Origin of the sequence: Corallococcus interemptor (assembly GCF_003668875.1) — a bacterium.
Lineage (GTDB): Bacteria > Myxococcota > Myxococcia > Myxococcales > Myxococcaceae > Corallococcus > Corallococcus interemptor.
In genome coordinates this window covers 1-15,255 of record NZ_RAWM01000179.1, presented here as the reverse complement: position 1 = coordinate 15,255, position 15,255 = coordinate 1, and the positions used below count along the sequence as shown (strand labels likewise).

At 70.3% G+C, this 15,255-nt stretch carries 14 protein-coding genes; 6 read left to right on the top strand and 8 right to left on the bottom strand.

The annotated features are described in order from the left end of the window. The 4 genes from D7X96_RS36140 to D7X96_RS36125 form a co-directional block, all read right to left on the bottom strand. The coding region (locus D7X96_RS36140; protein WP_147442939.1) for a serine/threonine protein kinase at positions 1-1,181 on the bottom strand (1,181 nt) is incomplete at its 3' end. Further along, positions 1,178-2,050: a DUF2381 family protein gene (locus D7X96_RS36135; RefSeq protein ID WP_121771786.1), complete on the bottom strand. Its 873-nt coding sequence runs from the start codon at positions 2,048-2,050 to the stop codon at positions 1,178-1,180. The genes D7X96_RS36135 and D7X96_RS36140, both read right to left, overlap by 4 nt. Positions 2,051-2,158: 108 nt before the next feature. Further along, positions 2,159-3,565 carry an NAD(P)/FAD-dependent oxidoreductase gene (locus D7X96_RS36130; protein ID WP_121771785.1) on the bottom strand — a complete coding sequence of 469 codons (1,407 nt, stop codon included), beginning with the start codon at positions 3,563-3,565 and terminating at the stop codon, positions 2,159-2,161. 99 nt (positions 3,566-3,664) lie between these two features. Continuing rightward, positions 3,665-4,438 (bottom strand): rhomboid family intramembrane serine protease, encoded by a 774-nt coding sequence (locus D7X96_RS36125; RefSeq protein ID WP_121724389.1) that lies wholly within the window; start codon positions 4,436-4,438, stop codon positions 3,665-3,667. A gap of 216 nt (positions 4,439-4,654) precedes the next feature. Between D7X96_RS36125 and D7X96_RS36120 the strand changes: the two genes are divergently transcribed. Further along, positions 4,655-5,176, top strand: a complete 522-nt coding sequence (locus D7X96_RS36120) for a hypothetical protein (RefSeq protein WP_120552172.1) — start codon at positions 4,655-4,657, stop codon at positions 5,174-5,176. A 25-nt stretch (positions 5,177-5,201) separates the two neighbouring features. Here the strand turns inward: D7X96_RS36120 and rnz are convergent, their stop codons facing one another. After that, positions 5,202-6,125 (bottom strand): ribonuclease Z, encoded by a 924-nt coding sequence (gene rnz / locus D7X96_RS36115; protein ID WP_120552171.1) that lies wholly within the window; start codon positions 6,123-6,125, stop codon positions 5,202-5,204. A gap of 130 nt (positions 6,126-6,255) precedes the next feature. On the opposite strand from rnz, the gene D7X96_RS36110 reads away from it, so the two are divergent. From D7X96_RS36110 to D7X96_RS36095, 4 genes are read left to right on the top strand one after another with little or no spacing between them, the layout of a single operon-like run. Then, positions 6,256-6,957, top strand: coding sequence for a DUF2293 domain-containing protein (locus tag D7X96_RS36110; RefSeq protein ID WP_121771784.1), 702 nt, complete (start codon positions 6,256-6,258; stop codon positions 6,955-6,957). A 58-nt stretch (positions 6,958-7,015) separates the two neighbouring features. Next, positions 7,016-7,780 (top strand): TetR/AcrR family transcriptional regulator, encoded by a 765-nt coding sequence (locus D7X96_RS36105; RefSeq protein WP_121725213.1) that lies wholly within the window; start codon positions 7,016-7,018, stop codon positions 7,778-7,780. Next, positions 7,777-8,886 carry an efflux RND transporter periplasmic adaptor subunit gene (locus D7X96_RS36100; protein WP_120552168.1) on the top strand — a complete coding sequence of 370 codons (1,110 nt, stop codon included), beginning with the start codon at positions 7,777-7,779 and terminating at the stop codon, positions 8,884-8,886. The genes D7X96_RS36105 and D7X96_RS36100 overlap by 4 nt, the downstream gene beginning before the upstream one ends. A 57-nt stretch (positions 8,887-8,943) precedes the next feature. Beyond that, positions 8,944-12,063: an efflux RND transporter permease subunit gene (locus D7X96_RS36095; protein WP_120552167.1), complete on the top strand. Its 3,120-nt coding sequence runs from the start codon at positions 8,944-8,946 to the stop codon at positions 12,061-12,063. A 90-nt stretch (positions 12,064-12,153) separates the two neighbouring features. Here the strand turns inward: D7X96_RS36095 and D7X96_RS36090 are convergent, their stop codons facing one another. Both D7X96_RS36090 and D7X96_RS36085 read right to left on the bottom strand, forming a co-directional pair. Next, entirely contained in the window at positions 12,154-12,507 is a 354-nt protein-coding gene (locus D7X96_RS36090; RefSeq protein ID WP_233610234.1) for a hypothetical protein, read from the bottom strand. Positions 12,508-12,768: 261 nt separating this feature from the next. Next, positions 12,769-12,978, bottom strand: coding sequence for a cold-shock protein (locus D7X96_RS36085; protein WP_120552165.1), 210 nt, complete (start codon positions 12,976-12,978; stop codon positions 12,769-12,771). 307 nt (positions 12,979-13,285) lie between these two features. Here D7X96_RS36085 and D7X96_RS36080 point away from each other — a divergent pair, with 307 nt between their 5' ends. Then, complete coding sequence (locus D7X96_RS36080) at positions 13,286-13,834, top strand: SPW repeat domain-containing protein (RefSeq protein ID WP_121771783.1); 549 nt, start codon at positions 13,286-13,288, stop codon at positions 13,832-13,834. Between the two features lies 1 nt (position 13,835). On the opposite strand, the gene D7X96_RS36075 is transcribed toward D7X96_RS36080, so the two are convergent. Next, a partial coding sequence (locus D7X96_RS36075; protein WP_306449852.1) for a hypothetical protein occupies positions 13,836-15,255 on the bottom strand: 1,420 nt, incomplete at its 5' end.

Genomic DNA, 15,255 nt, shown 5'->3' with positions numbered 1-15,255 from the left:
GGGCTGGGGATGGACATAGCAGGAGGGGTCGTCTCGGGCGGTGTGGAATGGGGCGTGACGGGATGGCGCGGGCCCGCGGCGATGCGCGGCCCGGCAGGGCCCCCGGCGAAACTCAAGACGAGCGCGGCGAGGACCATCGCGACGATGCCGGCGAGGAGCGCACGCCGTCGGCCCTGGCCTCGGTTGCCCTCAACCCGGGCGACGTGCCGCTGGAGCGACTGGAGGATGGAGGGCATCTCCAGCGACTCCGGGCGCGATCCGCCGTGGCGCTGTTCCGATGGCGGATGAACTGGCACTTCGTAGTCGGAGGACGGGTCGGCCCGGAGCTCCGCCAACTCACGACGCAGCGCCTCGGTGTCGACCGGACGCTTCTTGGGGTCTCGGGCCAGGATGCTCTCCACGAGGTAGCTCAACTCCTCTGGAACCCGTTCATTCACCAGGCGGGGTGGCGGCGGTGGGAGGGCAAGACTGTTCAGGTCGAAGCGCGGACGAAACTCCGTCGGTCGCGGGTCCGTCAGCAGCTCATGGAGCATGACGCCGACCGCGAAGATTTCGTCGGCGACCTGGAAGGCGTAGCGGGCCCGGTGCTCGTCCCTGTGCTCGCGCAGGAACTTGAACTGCTCGGGCGCGCGATAGCGGTCCGTCCCTGGAGGCACCCCCCCATCCGTCAGGTCTTCCGCGAGGGTGTAGGTCGCGCAGCTGAAGTCGATGATGACGGGCTCGCCGTCGCTCTTGCGGATGAGGACGTTGGACAGCTTCAGGTCCCGATGCAGGATGCCCCGGCCGTGCATGTACGACAGCGCACCGGCGAGCTTCTCGAAGACGCCGAGGATTTCGCGAACCGTCGGGTGCTTGCGTTCCGCCCACTCCGCGAGCGTCCAGCCCTCCACGTAGTCGAGCGCGAGGTAGACGTTCCCGCTCTCCGCGAAGCCATACCCTTGCGGCCGGACGATGTTCGGATGGTCCAGCATGAGCAGCGCCGTCAACTCCCGCAGCGTCCGGGCATGGGTCTGCTTGAGGTCGCCGCTGGACTCCCGGTGCTGGGCCACCTTGATGGCCCGGTGCCTGCCGTTCTTTTCGCCCAGGAAGACGAACGCGAAGCCTCCGTCGCCGAGTGCCTTGGCCACCTGCCATCCATCAATGAGCGACCCCGGAGGCAGCTTGATCATCGCCGCGTTCATCTGGCATCCCCCGGGGTGGGCAGCGGAAAGCGCACGCCCGGAATCGTGAGTCGACGTCCCTCATCCCCGAGCACCTCCAGGGTGAAGACAAGGTCCGCGTCCGTGGCTGCCACTTCCATGGCCGCCACGAAGCGCCTGGCCTGCCCAGGGGGAATCGGTCCCGGCTGCTTCGCGACGAGCCGCGCTCGCAGGGGCGTTCCGCTCCTCCCCACGAACGTCGCCTCTCGGGGTGTCCATGCGGGCTGTTCAAGGCTGTTCATGATTCTTACGTCCGCCAGAATCCAGTTCGTGCCTCGAAAGGCCACGAGCGACTCAAAGGAAAGTCCCTGCATCGCCAGTGGGCCCTTTCTGCTGGACGTTGCGATGCCCTTGTCGTCCAGGTAGCCGAGCAGCACGAAGTCTTCCGGCTTCGGCGCCGGGGCCTGGGCGGTGGGTTGGCAGGTCTCGATCGATGGCGCCGGACGTTGAACGTCGATCCGCGAGTCCACTTCGGCCGGGTCGGTGACGAGCCTGAAGGCGGCCCGGGCGGGTGCTTGGCCATCGTTGAAGAAGACGCCGATCTCCTGACGCTCGCCATCGCCAAGGTTGACCACGGGCTGGATGATGACAGAGCGCTCGCCAGCATCCAGGACGCGGATCCGTGACTCATCGAAGGTCAGGGTCTTCTTCTGGATCGGCGAGGGAAAGAACAGCAGCGTCAGGGTGTCCTGCGCAACGCGGACGACGGGCAGCGGTTCGGCGGGCATGCTGGCGATGGTCACGGAGCGCTTGCGCTCAACGCGCGGTCTCGCGGCCGGCTGGGGCTGCGCGGCAGCTCCCCACGCAAGCACGAGCGACAAGGGAAGAGCCAATCTCAAAGGTTGGAGCAATGGTGCGTGACCTCCCGGATGGGCACGCTACCATCGAGAATGCTCGCGCAGTGGGGCTCTTTCCCGCAGTCGAAACCGCGTCCCAGGCCCTTGAGAGCCCAATGGTGCTCAGTGCTGCGCGCCTGGCTGGAGCGCCTGCACCTGGCGCACCTGCTGACGGCTGTTGAGCGGCAGGGACGGCAGCGTGAGCTGATCCAGCTCACGCGGGCCGATGAACTGCACCACGTCCTTGCGGAAGAGCAGGTCCAGCGTCCAGCCCATGGCCACGCGCACCTTCGTCTCCAGCCTCGGCAGCTTGAACAGGTAGACGGTGCGCCAGAGCACCCACGCGAAGGTGCCGGAGAACTTCAGCCCCAGGATGCGCGCCACGCCCGAGCGCTGGCCAATGGCGGCCAGCTGTCCCAGCATCTTGTAGCGGAACGCCTTGCCCGGCTGACCCTTCAGCGCCGCGCACACGTTGCGCGCCACCGTCAGGCCCTGGCGCAGCGCGTGCTGCGCGGTGGGCGGGCAGGGCTTGCCTCCGTTGGTGAGGTCCGGGACCGACGCGCAGTCGCCCAGCGCCCACACACCCGGGAAGCCGGGCACCTCCATGCGCTCGTTCACCTTGAGCCGCCCGCGCTCCTTCTCGCACGGCAGCGTGGACAGCAGGGACGGCGGCGTGACGCCCGCGGTCCACACCACCGTCTTGGTGGGCACCACCGTGCCGTCCGGCAGCTCCACGCCGGCCTCCGTCACGTCCTTCACGTGCACGCCGGTGCGCACCTCGATGCCGTGCTCGATGAGCTTCTTTCGCGTGTACGCGCCCAGGTCCTCGCCCAGCTCCGGCAGCACCTCCTGGCCGCCGTGCACCAGCATCACGCGCACGTTGGAGTGCTGGATGTTGGGATAGAAGGGCAGGGCGCCGTGGATGAAGTCGTTGATGGCGCCCGCCGTCTCCACGCCCGCGAAGCCGCCGCCCACCACCACGAAGGTGACGATGGCGTTGCGCGCGCCCGTCGTCACGCAGTCCGCGTCCGCCTCCTCCAGCCGGTCCACCAGGCAGTTGCGCAGCAGCATCGCGTCGCCCAGCGTCTTCATGGTCAGCGTGTAGTCGCGCGGGCCCGGCTTGCCGAAGAAGTTCGTCTCCGACCCCATGGCCAGCACCACGTAGTCGTACTCCAGCGTGTGGCTGTGGCCGTCCAGCCCGCCGTGCGCCACGGTGACCCGCTTCGACTCCAGGTCCAGCCCGCTGACGTCACCCTCCACGAACGTCAGGCGCGGCAGCAGCTTGCGCAGCGAGATGACGATGGCGGTCGCGTTCAGGTCGCTCGCCGCCACCTCATGCAGCATGGGCGTGAAGAGGAAGAAGTTGTCGCGGCTGACGAGCGTCACCTCCACGTCGTCCCGCTTCCCCAGCTGCCGCTCCAGGTGCAGCGCCGCGTACATCCCCGCGAAGCCGCCCCCCAGGATGAGCACCCGCTTGCGCGGCGGCGCCGCCTGCACGCACACCCCTTTCGACTTCTCGTCCGCCCCCATGCCCGCCTCCTCAAGGCGCGAAGAACACCCACGTCAATGTCGGGGCGCCCTGTCGCGTCCGCATCCCAGGCCGGCGGAGGCCTGTCCGCCTGCCCGGCCCTAGGGGTGGTTCGGGTGCATGCGGTGCCGCCACGTCGTGCGCTGGGACGTGTAGCGGGGGTTTTCGAAGAGCTTGATCAACACCATCCCCGCCACGAACCCGCCGATGTGCGCCCAGACGGCCACGCCGCCGGACACCTCCGGCCGCAGCGTCATCAGCTGCGGCAGGCCGGTGATGACCTGGAGCACGAACCACCACAGCAGCACGGCCCACGCGGGGATGGGGATGACGCGGATGAGGATGACGATGATGAACAGCATGTTCACCCGCACGCGCGGGTAGAGCACCAGGTACGCGCCCAGCACGCCCGCGATGGCGCCGGACGCGCCCACCGTGGGCACCGGCGACGTGGGGTCCACCGCCACGTGAGCGGCCGCCGCCACCAGCCCGCACAGCAGGTAGAACACGAGGAAGCGCAGGCGCCCCATGCTGTCCTCGATGTTGTTGCCGAAGACCCAGAAGAACAGCACGTTGCCCAGCAGGTGCCCCCAGCTGCCGTGCAGGAACATGGACGTGAGCGGCGTGAGGCGGTTGATGGACTCGTCGTCCACCACGCACGCCAGCCCATCCCCCAGCGGCACCGCCAGCCCCAGCGGCGCGCGGCCCGTGAGCTCCCCGGGCACCAGGCCCAGCTCGCAGATGCTGGTGGCCAGCGCCACCACGTTGAACCCCGCCCCCTGGAAGAACACCCAGGTCAGCCCCAGGGCCGCGAGCAGGAGGTACGTCATCACCGGGGTGCGCAGGGTCGGGTTGTCGTCGCTGATGGGAATCATGTCCGCCCGCCAGCATGGCCCCGGCGCCGGCCCTCCGGACGGCTTCGTGGGGACGGATGTGAGGCGCCGGACGCATCACCGGAAGGCACGGGGGCTCTAGCCAAATGAAGGTTGCCCTTTGGGGGTGACCCGCTCCCGGAAGGGCCCGGACTTGGCATCCAGGCCCGCGCCGGGCGAAATTCCGCAGCCGTCTTCCTTCGCATGGAGTCCGGAGCAATGAATCCGTCCAAGTCGTCCCGCGCCTCGGCGCTGCTCGTGGTGTCCGTCCTCGCCCTCGCCTTCAGCGGCTGTGCCGCGCGCCGCCAGCAGGCGTACCTGGAGGACAAGGCGATGGGGCACGTCTACCGCAAGCCCATCGCGGAGGTGTGGCCAGAGGCCCTCGCCCTGCTCAAGGAGAAGGGCTTCTCCGTGACCAAGGGCCAGGGCGGCTTCGAGACCACCACCGAGTGGCTGATGACCAGCGCCCCCTCGTCCCTGGGCACGTCCTACGCGCGCTACCTGGTGCGCGGCTTCGAGCGCGGGCCCGGCCAGTGCGCGGTGGAGTTCCGCCGCCAGGACCGCTCCGAGTCCCGCGCCGCGGATGACACCGGCGGCCGCGGCAGGGACATGGGCGAGAGCGCGGTCGGCGCAGGCGGCTCCCAGATGCGCCGCGACTCCGAGCTGGAGTGGGAGCTGCTCCAGAAGGTGGACCCGGACGCCGCCACCGCCCTCAAGGCCGAGGCGAAGAAGGCCGAGTAGCCCGCCGCCGCGCGCGACTCCCACGTCAGTCGCGCAGCGGCAGCTCCACGGTGAGGCCGTCGTGAGCCACCTCCACCGGCCCCTTGAAGGCCTCGCGCGCCTGCGTGAGCAACCGTCCGGGGTCGGTGTCGTGGCGGCTGGACAGGTGGGTGAGGATGAGCCGCTTCGCCCCCGCCTCCCTCGCCACCTGGCCCGCCTCCCGCGCGGTGGAGTGCCGCGTCTCCACGGCGCGCGCCTGCTCGTCGTCGGAGAAGGTGGACTCGTGCACCAGCAGGTCCGCGTCCCTCGCCGCCTGCACCAGCGCGGGGCAGGGCCGCGTGTCGCCGGAAATCACCAGCCGGCGCCCGGCACGGGACTCGCCCAGCACGTCCTCCGGCCTCACCACGCGCCCGTCCGGCAGCGTGACGGCCTCGCCCTTCTGCAGCTTCCCGAAGGACGGCCCCTCCGGAACGCCCAACTCCCGCGCCTTCTCCAGGTGGAAGCGCCCCGGACGCCCGTCCTCCGCCAGCACGTAGCCCAGCGCGTGGATGCGGTGGTCCACGCCCACCGCCTGCACGGTGTAGCCATTGCGGCGCACCGCGTCCCCGTCCTTCAGTTCGTGGATTTCGACCGGGAAGGCCAGCGACTCCAGCCCCAGGTGCACGGCCTGGTGCAGGAGCCTGCGCGCCGGGGGCGGCCCGTACAGGTGCATGGGCGCGGTGCGGCCCATCATCCCCAGCGTGCGCAGGAAGCCGATGATTCCCAGGTAGTGGTCGGCGTGGAAGTGCGTGAAGAACGCCGCGTCCACGGTGAAGCCCGTGCCGAAGCGCACCATCTGCCGCTGGCTGCCCTCGCCACAGTCGAAGAGGAGCAGATCCGCGTCCGCCTTCACCGCCAGGCCGGACAGGCCCCGATGCAGGGTGGGCTGCGCGGCGGAGGTGCCGAGGAAGGTGAGCCTCAATAGGGACATGCCGGCGCTTCCCACGTCGAGAGTGGCCTCCTCGCACGCGTGGAGTCAGTCCTCACGCGCGCGTTCCCGGGGGCATTTACCAGGGTGTGAAGGGGCGTGCTATGCAGCCGGCCCTTTCGGACCCGCCCCCATGCCTGATTCCCTGACGGTCGGCCCCACGGCCGACCCCCGCCGAGTGAAAGCCCAGGACGGCCGCCTGCTCGCCGTCCCTGACGGCTGGGCCCTGCTCCCCCCCGGCGACGCCGGCCTTACCCGCCGCGTGAAGGCCGCCGGCCCCACCTGGACCGTCGTGGAGAAGGTGGGCCGCAAGCTCTTCTCCCGGGGCGTGTGGGCGCCGGAGGCCCACATCGTCCACGCCAAGGCCGCCCTGGAAGAGGAGCGCGCCACCCCCGCCTACGCGAAGAAGCTGGCCCAGGGCCGCGAGCGCCGCGCCAGGGAACAGGCCGAATACGAGGTCGACTTCGCCAACGCCGTCCTGCGCTTCCTCGCCTTCAGCCCCGCGTGGCTCCCCCACGCCAAGCGCCTGGCCGTGATGGTGGCGGGCCACGCCACCCCCGTGGGCAGCGGCACCGTGGCCCGCACGGAGCGCATCCCCATCGAAAGGCGCGCGGAAGCGGCCGTCATCGCCTGGATGCGCCACCAGACCACCGGCTACGACGACATGCGCATCGCCCGGGTGAAGGGCGCCCGCCGCGAGGTGCGCCGCGAGCTGGCGGAGGTGTCCCGCGCCATCCTGGATTTGCACCGCCGGGACGCCCCCCACGCCCCGCCCGGGTGTCCGCTCTGCTCCGCCCTCCTGCGCCCGCCGCCGACACGCCCCTCGGATTCCTGACCCGGCGTTCAGCAACGACTGTTCTATTTCTGACCGGCGGGTTAGGAATGCGTCCGCCATGCCCCGCCACGCCGACCCCAAAGCCCGCAGCGCGCTCATCGCGTCCGCGCGGGCGGAGTTCGCGAAGCGGGGCGTGAAGGGCGCGCGCATCAGCGACATCACCGCCGCCAGCGGCCTGTCCAAGGGCGCCTTCTACCTGCACTTCCCCTCGAAGGAGGCCCTCTTCGCGGCGCTGGTGCAGGACTTCCTGGCGGCCCTGGAGCGGCTGGCCTCGAAGCGCATGTCCTGCATGGACCGCTTCCGCGCCGACCACAGCGGCCTGCCGGGCCCCGGGGACGTGGCCGCGCGCTCGGAGCGCTACCGCGACTTCCTGCGCCTGGAGGCCGCGCTCGACGTGGAGATGCTGGAGCTCATGTGGGAGCAGCGGGAGCTGGTCACCGCGCTCATCGTGGGCAGCCAGGGCACCGCCTTCGAGTCCGTCATGTGGGACGTGGTGGACCGCGAGGTGGAGCGGATTGCCCGGGAGTTCTTCCACCTGCGCGGCCAGCAGCCGGACACCCCGGACGTGGACCCCGGCCTCTTCGGCTCCTTCGTCGTGGGCACGTACCTGCTGTTGGCCCGGCGCATGGGACGGCTGGAGCAGAAGCCGGACCTGGCCGCCTGGGCCGTGGGCATCCAGCGTCTCATGCACGAAGGCACGCTGCCCCGCGAGGCCGTGCCCGCGACGCCCGCCGCCGTCGCCCGTCCTTCTTCACCGCCATCCACGCGCCGGCGCCACGCCCGCGCGGCCCACCCGCACCGTCCGCCAAGGAAACGCCCGTGAAACCCTCCACGAAGCCCTCCGCCTCCCGCGCCCTCGCCGCCATGGGGGTGGCCGCCGCGCTCGCGCTCACCGGTTGTGACAAGGCGGACGCCGCGTCCTCGCCCGCCGCCGCCAAGGCCCCCGGCCAGGACAAGCCGGCGCCGGCCGTGAAGGTCGTCTCCGCGAAGGGCGTGCAGGCCTCCCAGTCGGAGGAGGTGACGGGCACGCTGTACCCCGCGCAGGGGCTCCAGGTCGGCTTCGAGGTGGGCGGCCGCCTGGAGGCGGTGCGCATCCACAAGGGCCAGGCCGTGAAGAAGGGCGACACGCTGGCCCAGCTCAACGCTGAAATCGTGGACGCGCAGGTGGCCGGCGCGGAGGCCGCCGTCGCCGCCGCGGAGGCCGCCGCCTCCATCGCGAAGGACGCCGCCGAGCGCACGGAGAAGCTGAGCACCGGCGGTGGCGTCAGCGACCAGCAGCACAAGAGCGCCGTGGCCGCCGCCGCGCAGGCCCAGGCGCAGGTGATGGCCGCCAAGGCGCAGCTGGCGCAGGCCCGCGCGGCGCGCCGCCGGCACGACCTGAAGGCGCCCTTCGCGGGCACGCTGATTGAGTCCCCGGACCAGACGGGCGCCACGGTGGGCCCGGGCTCGCCGCTGTTCACCCTGGAGCAGCTGGACACGCTCATCTTCCGCACCACCGTGGCGGAAGGCGCCCGCGCGCTGCTCAAGCCCGGCACCAAGGTGCGCGTGGCGGCGCTGGGCAACGGCGCGTCCACCGACGAGGCCGTGGTGCGCACCATCCTGCCCTCCGCGGACCCCGCCACCCGGCGCATCCCGGTGGAGATCGCCGTGCCCAACGCGGACGGCCGCTTCGTGGCCCACACCCTGGCGCGCGCCATGCTGAAGCTGGGCGAGGCGCAGGACGCGCAGCTGTTGCCCACCACGGCGCTGTCCTCCTCCAACGGGGACCACGTGCTCGTCGTCAGCGACGGCGCCCTCCAGCGCGTGGACGTGCAGGTGCTGGAGCGCCGCGACCGCGAGGTGGTGGTGCGCGCCGCGGCCGTCCTCCAGCAGGTGGTGGACTTCCCCACGCCCTCCCTGACCCCCGGCACCCGCGTCTCCGTGAAGTAGCCGAAAGGCCGCCCCCCTTTCGCCGTGGCCGTCCTGCGGCGTGCGTGAGCTCTTCCCATGATTCTCAGTGATGTCTCCATCCGGCGGCCGGTGTTCACGGCCATGGTGTCCCTGCTGCTCATCGTGCTGGGCGTGATGGGCCTCAAGCGCCTGGGCACCGACCTCTACCCGGACGTCAGCTTCCCCGTGGTGGTGGTCAACACCCTCTACAAAGGCGCGGGCCCGGGCGAAATCGAGACCCAGGTCATCAAGCCCCTGGAGGACGCGGTCGCCGGCATCAGCGGCGTGGATAAAATCCACTCCTTCAGCCGTGAGAACGTGGGCACCGTGGTGGTGTCCTTCACGCTGGGCACCGCCCTGGACACCGCCGTCCAGGACGTGCGCGACAAGGTGGGCCAGGCCGTCAACAAGCTGCCCACGGACGCGGACGCGCCCATCGTCAGCCGCGTGGACCTGTCCGCCGCGCCCATCCTCACCTACGCGGTCTCCGCGGACATGACGTCCCAGTCGCTGCGCAAGCTGCTGGATGACCGCATCAAGCCCGCGCTCGCGCAGCTGGCCGGCGTGGCGGAGGTGCGCATCACCGGCGGCGACACGCGCGAAATCCAGGTCGACATCGACCTGGACAAGGCCCGCGCGGTGGGCATCGCGCCGTCGCAGGTGTCCCAGCGCATCGCCATGGAGAACCTCAACCTGCCCGCGGGCCGTCTGCAATTGGGGCCCAACGAGCTGACCGTGCGCGCCATGGGTGAGTTCACCAGCGTGGAGGACCTGCAAAAGCTGCCCATCGCCCGGAGCAAGACGGGCGCCCAGGTGCGCCTGGAAGAGGTCGCCACCGTCACGGACGGCGTCGCCGAGCGCCGCACCACCGCGCGCCTCAACGCCCGCGACGCCGTGGTGCTGGAAATCGTGAAGCAGCCGGGCTCCAACACGGTGAGCGTCAGCGACGCGGTGAAGAAGACGCTCGCGGACATGGGGCCGGTGGTGGGGCAGGGCTTCAAGGCCACGCTGCTCATCGACCAGTCGGACCTCATCCGCGCCAACACCCACGAGGTGTGGGTCGCCCTCATCTTCGGCGGCCTGATGGCGGTCCTCATCATCCTGATGTTCCTGCTGGACCCGCGCGGCACGTTCATCTCCGCGCTCGCGCTGCCCACGTCCGTCATCGGCACGTTCTTCGTGATGTACGTGCTGGGCTACTCGCTCAACCAGATGACGCTGTTGTCACTGTCCTTGGCCATCGGTCTGCTCATCGACGACGCGGTGGTGGTGCGTGAGGCCATCACCCACCGGCTGGAGCAGGGCGAGGAGCCCATGAGCGCCGCGTACAACGGCACCAAGGACGTGGGCCTGGCGGTGCTCGCGACGACGCTGGCCCTGGTGGCGGTGTTCATCCCCGTGGCCTTCATGCCCGGCATCGTGGGCCAGTTCTTCAAGCAGTTCGGCATCACCATCTCCGTGGCGGTGCTCATCTCGCTGTTCATCTCCTTCACGCTGGACCCCATGCTGTCCGCGCGCTTCGCCAAGGCGCACAAGCCGGGGGAGCGTCAGCACGAGCCCGCCGTCTTCCGCGTGCTGCGCCGCTTCCTGGAGGCCACCGAGTCCACGTACGCGCGCATCCTGGGCTGGGTGCTGCGCCACAAGTGGACCACCGCGGGCCTCACCCTGCTGGCGCTCGTGCTGTCCTTCGGCGCCGCCAGCCGCCTGGGCGTGGAGTTCATGAGCGCGGAGGACCGCTCGCAGTTCATCGTCGAACTGCAGCTGCCGGACTCCGCCAACCTGGCGCAGACCACGGAGCGCGCCGCGCAGGCCGAGACGCTGCTCAAGCAGATCCCGGAGGTCGCGGACATCTACACCACCGTGGGCCCCAACGGAGACGTCTACAAGTCGCGCATGCGCGTGCTCACCGTGGGCAAGGACCAGCGCACCAAGAGCATCGGCACCCTCAAGGAGGAGGCCCGCGCGCTCCTGGTCCCCAACCTGGTCTCCACCGCCATCACCCTGTCGGACCCGCCGTCCATCGAAGGCCTGGGGGACTGGTTCCCCATCATGGTGCGCGTGGTGGGCCCGGACCTGAAGCGCGTCAATGAAGAGGCCGAGCGCGTCGCCGGCATCCTGCGCACCCTGGGCACCTCCGACGTGCGCGTGGACTCCAACCCCGCCAAGCCGGAGCTCCAGATTCAAATCGACCGCGCGCGCGCCGCGGACATGGACCTGTCCGCCGGGTCGCTCGCCGCGCAGCTGCGGCTGGCCATTGACGGTGACGTGACGGCCAAGCTTCGCGAGGGCACGGACGAGACGGACATCCGCGTGCGCCTGCGCGAGGAGGACCGCGCCACGCCGGAGCGCGTGCGCCAGCTGATGATCGTGTCACCCCACGGCCTGCACCAGGTGACGGACGTGGCCCAGGTGTCGCTCAAGGACGGCCCCAGCGTCATCGAGCACGAGAACCGCGAGCGCCAGGTGGCCGTCGTGTCCCAGCTGGCCAAGGGCGCCGCGCTGGGTGACGTGGCCACGAAGCTCAAGGCCGCCATCGCCCAGAAGCCGCTGCCGCCCGGCTACGCCATCGTCTACGACGGCCAGATGAAGAGCCTGGATGAGCAGAACGACGCGTTCGGCATCGCGTTCCTGCTGGCCTTCGTCTTCATCTACATGGTGCTCGCCAGCCAGTTCGAGTCCTTCAAGCACCCCTTCACCATCATGGTGTCGCTGCCGCTGGCGCTCGTGGGCGCGCTCTTGGGCCTGGTCGTCACGGGCTACCACCTCAGCATGGGCGCCATGATTGGCGTCATCCTGCTGATGGGCCTCGTGACGAAGAACGCCATCCTCCTCATCGACGGCGCGCTCCACCACCTGCGCGAGGGCGACTCCGTGGACGAGGCCCTGCTCAAGGCCGGCCCCCGCCGCCTGCGCCCCATCCTCATGACGAGCGCGGCCATGGCCATTGGCATGGTGCCCACCGCCGTGGGCACGGGCACCGGCTCCGAGTTCCGCGCCCCCATGGCCATCTCCGTCATCGGCGGCGTCATCACCTCCACCTTCCTCACGCTGCTGGTGGTGCCGGTGGTGTTCGCGGCCATGGAGAAGCTGTCCTTCAAGAAGCGCAAGCCCCGTCAGGACGGGCCGCACACCGCGCTGCCCGTGGACGCGCCCTCGGCGCACGACCGCGCGGCCTGAGCCCAGGCCTCACGGCCTGAAACAAGAAGGCGCGGGTGACATGCCGTCACCCGCGCCTTTCATTTGATACAAAGGGGATGAAACAAGTGGCTAGCGCGTAGCCGCCATGCCTTCGCCGTTGAGCAGGCGCACGCGCGCCTTGGCGAGCTGGTTCTGCGCTTCCTCCAGCGACACACAATCCACGGTGATGTCGTCGTTGGGGGATGCTTCCGAGGCCACGCGGGCCGTCTGCAGGCGCGCGATGGTCGAGTCCGACACGTGCGCGCACATGGCGCAGCCATTCTTGCGCCCGTGGTCGACGATCTCGGAGAACAGCTTCGCGGATTCCGGCTCCAGCGGGCGCAGACCCCGCATGTCGGCCAGAACCAGGTGCCGCCCTCCGCCGTAGCTGTCCGTGGCCTTCTTGTAGACGGCCACGTACTCCTTCATTTCGTTGGGCCGCATGAAACCGCTCATGCGGGCAGTGATGGTCCGACGGCTGACATCGTTGGTGACTTCGAACATAGGTGCGCCCTCCCTCGCAGGCTCAAACCCTAACAGACGTCTTTCGGACTTTCACCAGCCCCCCCCGTCATTCCCAGGAGGGTGGAAGGTTTGAAAGGAATTGCGTGTTATTCCTTCTGGGTAGGTTGTAAAAATGAAGAAGCCCGGCCCGCGTGAGCGGAGCCGGGCTTCAGTGCTCTGGGTTTGACCCGGAGCGGGTTGTTATGAACCCACTGCGCGGACGTTCTGCGCCTGGAGCCCCTTGGGGCCGCGCGTCACCTCGAACTCCACCTTCTGGCCCTCGGCCAGGGTGCGGAAGCCGTCCATGTTGATGGCGCTGTGGTGGCAGAACACGTCCTCACCACCGCCGTCCTGAGTGATGAAGCCAAAGCCCTTCGCATCGTTGAACCACTTCACCGTACCAGTAGCCATGAATCGTCTTCTCTTTGTTGGGTGGGGCGCGGCACCCACCGCTGTGCAAGCGGGCGGCCCTCTCGAAATGTGAGGGCCTGAGTGCGAACAGCAGTCTGCCCGGCGGGGCAGGGTGGGTGGAAGCCCCCTTGCCTGGCAGCCAACAGTTCGTCGGGTAGTCAGCACCCCCACCGATTGTTGGCGCAGGCAGGCGGGCGAGGGGCCGGGGCGGGCCGGGCGCCCGGGCATGAGGGCGTGGCTACCGTTTCCGGGCACGGCCACGACGGCCGCCAACGGCTGCAAACCGGCTGAGAAGAGGAGTCACGTCATGTACCAGTTCCAAGGCTCGGAGCCCCTGCTGCCTCCCGTCCCTCCGCGCCCGGAGGGCGCCGTGCGCCGCGAGTGGCGCCGGCTGAGGGACCACAGCGCCGCGGCGGGCATCCTGTCGCGTCCGCTGTTCGGCACGCTGCCCCTGCGCCGCTGGGTGCCGCAGGACGTGCACTCGGTGCTGGACTACGTGGGCGGCGCGGCGCTGGCGGTGGTGGGCAGCGCGTCCGGTGACAGCACGGCGAAGGCGGCCGGCTGGGCGCTGGGCGGCGCCGCGATAGGCGTGTCGCTGTTCACGGACTACCGGCTGAGCCTCACGAAGCTCATCCCCATCGAAGCGCACGAGCTGGCGGACTACGCCTATGGCCTGGGCGCCATCCTCGCGCCCTTTGTCTTGGGATACGCGAAGCGCTCGCCCGTGGCGGCGGCCCTGCACGTGCTGTTGGGCGTGAAGGTGCTGGCCGCGTCGCTCGTCACGGACTACCGCTGCCAGACGGGCATGCACCTGGGCGGGGAGCTGGCCACGGACCCCGAAGGCATCGGGGCCTGAATCAGGGATGCAGCTTGAGCAGGAAGCCATCCTGCAGCGGCCGTGACGGTCCATCCTCCGGCATGGGCCGGTTGAAGCCTCCGGCGAGCAGCACGGCGCCGGACGCGTCCACGCTCACGGCGCGGGCCTGGGCCACGGTGCCCGGGCTCGCGAAGCCGCGCACCCAGAGCGACGTGCCCTCTTCAGGCAAGAGCTTCGCGACATACAGGCCCGGCGGCAGCTGGCCTCCGCCCAGGGCCGGGCCGCCGTCATGGCCGCCCGCCACCGTCAGCTGGCCCGCGTCGTCCGTGGCGACCATGGGCGCGCCGGTGGGGAAGGTGCGCGCCCACTGCTGGCTGCCGCGCGCGTCGTAGGCCAGCAGGAACCCGTCGCGCGAGTCCGCGCGGTGGAACGTGTTCTTGAAGTACAGCCGGCCGCTGAAGCCGCCGCCCACGAAGACGCGGTCGGCGCCCACGGCCACGGACACCGCGGTGCCATCCGTGCCGCGCACGTCGTGACTCCAGACAGGGTCGCCGTCGCGGGTGAGCTTCACCACGAAGGGCGTGTGCTGGCGCACGGTGACGAAGGTCGCGTCGCCCAGCGACACCGCCCCCGCGTAGCCGCCCACCACGTGCACGTCGCCAAAGACATCCACCGCCACCGCCCGCGCGGAGACCTCGCCCTCGCCTGAAGGCATCCACACGCGGCTCCAGCGCTGCTCACCCTTCGGCCCCACGCGCAACGCGAAGCCCGCGTGTCTGCCCTGGGTCGTGGTCTTCAATCCCTCTCCCAGGTCGCGCGCGCCGGCGAAGTCGCCCACCAGCACCGCGCCGCCGCCGTGGTCGGACGTGACGCCGTTCACCGCCACCGGGCCCTCACCCGGCAGCGAGCGCACCCAGTCCAGCGCGCCGCCGCCATCCAGCCGGGCCAGGAACGGCCCTTCCGGAAGCGTGGCGCCGTCGCGGGTGAAGCCCGCGGACATGCCTGTCAGGAAGATGTTGTCATTGGCATCCACCGCCAGGCCGCCCACGCGGGCCCGCGCCGCGTGCCGGGGCGCCCAGCCGCGCGCCCACTTCAGCGTGCCGTCCGGCGAATACCGCGCCACCAGCAGATGGGGCGCCACCACGTTGCGATTGAAGGGCAGGGGACCCGCCCCCAGGTCCACGGGCTCTTGATAGGTCGCCGCCACGAGGACGTCCCCGTTGGAGGTCACCACCGCGTGCGGAGCCTGAGGGTCCCCAACCATCAGGGTCCGCGACCACACGTGGGCCTCCTCGCCCTCCTGCGCCACCTGTCCGCCCACCTCGCCGAGCACCGGGATGCGCGGCGACGTGGCCCGGGCTTCCTCGCACCCCACGAGGAAGAGTCCCCCCACGCACACCGCCATCCGAAACCACGCCACCGCCGCCCCCCATCCCCATCCCGGTCCCGCGCCGCCCAAC

Excerpts from the sequence above, each read along its gene's own strand:
- D7X96_RS36085 (WP_120552165.1), bottom strand. The coding sequence starts at position 12,978 with ATGGCTACTGGTACGGTGAAGTGGTTCAACGATGCGAAGGGCTTTGGC.
- D7X96_RS36120 (WP_120552172.1), top strand. The coding sequence starts at position 4,655 with ATGAATCCGTCCAAGTCGTCCCGCGCCTCGGCGCTGCTCGTGGTGTCC.
- D7X96_RS36110 (WP_121771784.1), top strand. The coding sequence starts at position 6,256 with ATGCCTGATTCCCTGACGGTCGGCCCCACGGCCGACCCCCGCCGAGTG.
- D7X96_RS36130 (WP_121771785.1), bottom strand. The coding sequence starts at position 3,565 with ATGGGGGCGGACGAGAAGTCGAAAGGGGTGTGCGTGCAGGCGGCGCCG.
- rnz (WP_120552171.1), bottom strand. The coding sequence starts at position 6,125 with ATGTCCCTATTGAGGCTCACCTTCCTCGGCACCTCCGCCGCGCAGCCC.
- D7X96_RS36105 (WP_121725213.1), top strand. The coding sequence starts at position 7,016 with ATGCCCCGCCACGCCGACCCCAAAGCCCGCAGCGCGCTCATCGCGTCC.
- D7X96_RS36095 (WP_120552167.1), top strand. The coding sequence starts at position 8,944 with ATGATTCTCAGTGATGTCTCCATCCGGCGGCCGGTGTTCACGGCCATG.
- D7X96_RS36090 (WP_233610234.1), bottom strand. The coding sequence starts at position 12,507 with ATGCGGCCCAACGAAATGAAGGAGTACGTGGCCGTCTACAAGAAGGCC.
- D7X96_RS36125 (WP_121724389.1), bottom strand. The coding sequence starts at position 4,438 with ATGATTCCCATCAGCGACGACAACCCGACCCTGCGCACCCCGGTGATG.
- D7X96_RS36080 (WP_121771783.1), top strand. The coding sequence starts at position 13,286 with ATGTACCAGTTCCAAGGCTCGGAGCCCCTGCTGCCTCCCGTCCCTCCG.